Raw genomic sequence first — 4,811 nt, forward strand, 5'->3', positions numbered from 1 at the left:
CGCGCCTCGCGCATAAGCCGCCAATATGGAACCTCGAGTCCGCCGCTCCGGCGGGCTTTTGCGCGTTCCGACGCGTCTCTCAAAAAGGTGCGATTTTCCGAGCGAAATCCCTGTTCCGAAATTCTTGCAGACCGTGTGAAAACCCACGTTGAAATTTTCGCGCCTGGATCCCGCTGGCGGCGGCGACCTGATAGAATCGCGTCATGGCGCACATATCTGGAATCGACCGCTCGCAAACACTTTTGTTTCCCGAGGCGATCGACGATTACGTCGGCCCCGACAATCCCGTTCGCTTCATCGACGCCTTCGTGGACGGGCTCGATCTCGCGGCGGGCGGGTTCGCGCGTGTCGCGCCGGAGAAGACGGGACGGCCCGGCTACGCGCCCGGCGATTTGCTGAAGCTCTACATCTACGGCTATCTCAACCGCGTTCGTTCGAGCCGACGGCTGGAAGCCGAATGCCATCGCAACGTCGAAGTCACATGGCTGCTGCGCACCTTGAAGCCCGACTTCAAGACCATCGCCGACTTCCGCGCCGACAATCGCAAGGCTTTCCGCGCGGTGTTCCGGCGTTTCGTCGAGCTCTGCCGCGAACTCAACCTTTTCGGGCGCGAACTGCTTGGCGTCGACGGCACGCGCATCAAGGCGGTCAACAACAAGGACCGCAACTTCACGAAGAACTCGCTGGAGAAGTTCATCAAGGCGGTGGACGAACGTCTCGATGAATATCTCGAGCGTCTTGATGAAGACGACGCCACGGAAGCGGGAACCAGCGGTTCGCGCACGAAAAATCTCGCGGAAAAAATCGAGGCGTTGCGCACAAAGCGCGATCGCTACAACGCGATGCTGGCCGATCTCGAGCGCAGCGGCGAGGAGCAAATATCGCTGACCGATCCCGACAGCCGCGCCATGGCGGCGTACACAAAGGTCGGCGTCGGCTACAACATTCAGATCGCGGTCGATGCGAAGAACAAGATGATTGTCGAGCAAGCGGTGAGCAATCAGGTTGTCGACATGGGCTTGCTGACGCAAACCGCCGAGGCCGCGCGCGACATTCTCGAAGTCGAAAAGATAGATGTCGTCGCCGACAAGGGCTACTTTAAGATCGAGGATATCGAGGCTTGCGAGAAGGCGGGGATGACGCCCTATGTTCCCAGGCCGCAGCGCGGTCCCGCCGTTCGCGAGGGCTTTTTCCGCAAGGACGAGTTCCGCTACGACGCCGAGCGGGACGCCTACATCTGCCCGGCGGGACAGGTTCTTTCGACGCGCTACGAAAGCAAGCTGCGGGACCTGAAAAAGTTCGACTATTCTAACCGGGCCGCGTGTCTGGTTTGCGCCATGAGATCGCGCTGTACCAAGGAATATCGCAAGGTCTCGCGTTTGGAGAACGAGGCGGTGCTGGACCGCATGGCGGAGCGGTTGAAGACGCGACCCGAGATTCTGGACACGCGCCGCGAGATCGTCGAGCATCCCTTCGGCACGATCAAGCAATGGATGAACCAGGGCGCGTTCCTGATGCGCGGCCTCGACAAAGTGCGAGCCGAGTTCAGCCTGACGGCGCTCGTCTACAACATGCGAAGGGCCATCAACATTCTCGGCGTGGAGGAATTGATGAGGGCCGTGCGGCCCTGAGGGAGGCCGTTTATCCGCCTATGGGAGCCGAAATGGCGCTTCAGCTCACCTCGGAAAGGCTTGGGGAGCGCGAGGGGCAAGATTTGCTGCGGCGGCGCGAAAACCCGCGTCGTCAGTCACAGAAAGGCGGCTTCCGCTCACGACGAAGCGTTTCCACACGGTCTGCTTGACTTCTGCACAAATACGGCATCAGGCCAAGATAAACAGCCCCAGCGCTTCCCGTACTTCAGAAAGAGTTTGCTGCGTCACGAATCGTGACGTCTTTGTACCTTGCCGGAGGACATCAATCACATCATCCGGACGTCGGGCCAGTTCAGCTCGCCGCTCGCGGATAGGCGCGATCAAAGTCTCAAGCACTTGCTCCAATCTCTGCTTTAGAGCGATATCGCCCAAGCCACCATGTCGGTAGCTCGCCTTCAAATCGGCCACGGCATCTACGTCGGGGTCGAAAGCGTCGAGGTAGGTGAAAACGATGTTGCCCTCGATTTTACCGGGGTCAGATACGCGTAAATGGCCTGGGTCAGTATACATTCGGCGCACGGCAGTGCCGATCTCGTCGCGGGAAGCTGAGAGGTAGATGGCATTGCCTTGCGACTTACTCATCTTTCGCTCGCCATCGATGCCCGGTAGGCGGCCAATCTTGGGCACCACCGCCTTTGCCTCAGGCAAGACCTCGCGAGCGGCCTGCCGGTTGATACGCCGTACGATTTCGTTGGTTTGTTCAATAATCGGGACTTGGTCGTCGCCCACGGGCACAACAGTGGCCTTAAATGCCGTGATGTCGGCAGCTTGCGCGACGGGATAACATAGGAATCCGGCCGGGATATCGCGGCCAAAGCCACGCGTTCGAATTTCATCCTTGATCGTCGGATTCCGTTCCAAACGGGCAACGGTGACGTAATTCAAATAAAACAGTGTCAACTCATTCAATGCGGAGAGCGAAGATTGCAGGCAGATGGTCGTGTAGGCAGGATCAACGCCAACGGCGAGGTAATCGAGGCACACCTCGATAACGTTACGCCGAATCCGGTCGGGATTGTCGGCGTTGTCTGTGAGTCCTTGCGCGTCAGCTATCAGCACAAACTGCCGGTGGCTTCGTTGCATCGCGACGCGATTTTTGAGAGTGCCGACATAGTGACCTAGATGCAGAGGCCCGGTCGGACGGTCGCCGGTCAGGATGATTGGGGCAAAGTTTTCGCAATGAGGCATGGCGGTCTCGTCTTGATTAGAGCCGCCAGTGCGAAGTGGGGTTTTGGTGACAACCGAGCCCGCCTCAACCGGCGGCTTGGTTCGTCTTTGAACAAACGTCCGTGCCGCTCCTAGAAGGAGCGCCACCACTTCAGGGAAGTCGTCGGAGCGCTTGTCATAATCCGTAAGGTAACATTTGCGTCCAACAACTGCAACGAAGTTTGACGCTTCTAAGAACCTCGCCAAATCGGAGCATTTCTGATTCTCTGGCCGTGAGAGGATCGGAGGCGGATGGATGCGTGGCCAGCCGGGCTTTTTCGACGTAGACGAGCGGCTGAAACGGCTGAGCGGGCTCGGGGATCATCTGAAAGCGTTCGCGGCGGCGGTCGATTTCGAGAAGTTCCGCGCTGATCTCGTCGCAGCGCTTGGCTATTCCGATGGCGCGCAGGGCGGGGGCCCGCCGTTCGACGTCGTTATGATGTTCAAGGTCCTCGTGCAAGATCGGCGACGGATTCGCCATCTTTCCTTCGGCGCCGCGCTTCCTACTTCTGGTGTGTGAGTTTGTGCTTCGAATTGATTTAGGAAAGGCGAATGGATCAGCGCAAGCGGGTTTTGCTCGTAACCTTCGGCACTCTCGGCGACATATATCCCTTCATCGCCATCGCTCACGCAATGCGTCGGCGCGATCTCGACGTCGTCATCGCCGCGCCCGAAATGCATCGAGGATCGATCGAGCGCGAGGGCGTCGCATATGCTCGCTTGCGCCCGCACGAGAACGACATTGTCGGCGCGCTCGGCGTCGATCTTTCCGGCGCCTTCCGGATCATGTTGAAGAATCCGTATTTCATCTTGGACGAAATCTATCTTCGCTTCCTCTCTGAAACCTACGACGACACCCTGGCCGTGGCAGAAGGAGTGGACGCCATCGTCACGCATAATCTGCTCGTTGGCGCAAATTTGGCCGCTGAAGCCTGCGGCCTCCCGACGAGCGAGAGTCGCCCTTGCGCCATTATACGTGCAGTCGGCTGCGGCCCCGTCTCTGACCCCACCGGCGCCCTACATCCTTCAGCCCAGGTCGCGAACGGCGATCGCGTTTAACAAATTGGTCCGTTCCCTCATACGGATCGGCGTGAACATGCGGATGAAGCGCTTCCACGCCTTTCGAAGTAAGCTGGGACTACCACACTCACGCCAAGACTTTTTCCTCAATTTTGGCGGGAAGAACGGCGCAACGCAACTCTTTGGCCTCTATTCGCCCTATTTCGCGTCGCGCCCGTCGGATGGACCAGTCAATATGGAGGTTCCGGGCTTTCCCTTTTACGAACCTCAAGACGAGGGGAGGCGCGGTCTCAGCGAGCCATTGAAAACCTTCCTTTCCTCGGGGAGCGCACCAATCGTTTTCACCTTGGGGTCCTTCGCTCCTCAAGTGTCGGGCGACTTCTATGACATCAGTATAAGCGCGGCTCGCGCCCTCGGGCGTCGAGCGGTCTTGCTTGCTGGGCCAAAAGACGCCGGGAGGCTCTCGTCCTCGGTCGGCCCCGACGAATTCGTTTGCTGCGACGCGCCGCACAACGAACTCTTCCCCTTCGCTTTGTGCGTGGTGCATCACGGCGGGATCGGTACAACCGCTCAAGCCGTGCGAGCGGGTAGGCCGCAATTGATCGTCCCATTCTTCGGCGACCAGCCCGACCATGGTGAACGCGTCCAGCGCCTGCGCCTCGGTCTCGCGTTGAAACTCTCCAGCTATAATCTGCACAACGCGACCCACGCCCTCGCCGAGCTTTGCGACAACCGCTATCTGCGCACGGCACAAGACTTCGCCCTAGCCATGCGCACAGAACACGGGGTCGAAGCGGTCGCCGATTGGATCGTGTCCCTTGGCGTGGTGTAGCTGGTTGGCGTGATCGCCACGTTCGCCGGGAAGCCGGGTTGATCAGGCGGCTACAACGGGCAGCCCGACGATGGGATCATCGCTCAAGGGCGCGATTGTTT

General features: G+C 59.2%; 4 protein-coding genes and 1 pseudogene. 4 read left to right on the plus strand and 1 reads right to left on the minus strand.

The features are described 5' to 3' along the window. The first annotated feature begins 203 nt into the window (after nucleotides 1-203). Nucleotides 204-1,631 (plus strand): IS1182 family transposase, encoded by a 1,428-nt coding sequence (locus tag QZ964_RS20625; protein ID WP_292534092.1) that lies wholly within the window; start codon nucleotides 204-206, stop codon nucleotides 1,629-1,631. Between the two features lie 189 nt (nucleotides 1,632-1,820). Here the strand turns inward: QZ964_RS20625 and trpS are convergent, their stop codons facing one another. Continuing rightward, nucleotides 1,821-2,840, minus strand: coding sequence for a tryptophan--tRNA ligase (gene trpS / locus QZ964_RS20630; RefSeq protein WP_124740587.1), 1,020 nt, complete (start codon nucleotides 2,838-2,840; stop codon nucleotides 1,821-1,823). Between the two features lie 274 nt (nucleotides 2,841-3,114). On the opposite strand from trpS, the pseudogene QZ964_RS20635 reads away from it, so the two are divergent. The 3 genes and pseudogenes from QZ964_RS20635 to QZ964_RS20645 form a co-directional block, all read left to right on the plus strand. Beyond that, nucleotides 3,115-3,315, plus strand: a pseudogene (locus QZ964_RS20635) (IS5/IS1182 family transposase); the annotation flags it as partial. 95 nt (nucleotides 3,316-3,410) lie between these two features. Beyond that, complete coding sequence (locus QZ964_RS20640) at nucleotides 3,411-3,917, plus strand: glycosyltransferase (RefSeq protein WP_245435109.1); 507 nt, start codon at nucleotides 3,411-3,413, stop codon at nucleotides 3,915-3,917. A gap of 37 nt (nucleotides 3,918-3,954) precedes the next feature. Further along, entirely contained in the window at nucleotides 3,955-4,710 is a 756-nt protein-coding gene (locus tag QZ964_RS20645; RefSeq protein WP_246695851.1) for a nucleotide disphospho-sugar-binding domain-containing protein, read from the plus strand. Nucleotides 4,711-4,811 lie beyond the last annotated feature (101 nt).

Source organism: Methylocystis sp., from assembly GCF_021731785.1.
Taxonomy (GTDB): Bacteria; Pseudomonadota; Alphaproteobacteria; order Rhizobiales; family Beijerinckiaceae; genus Methylocystis.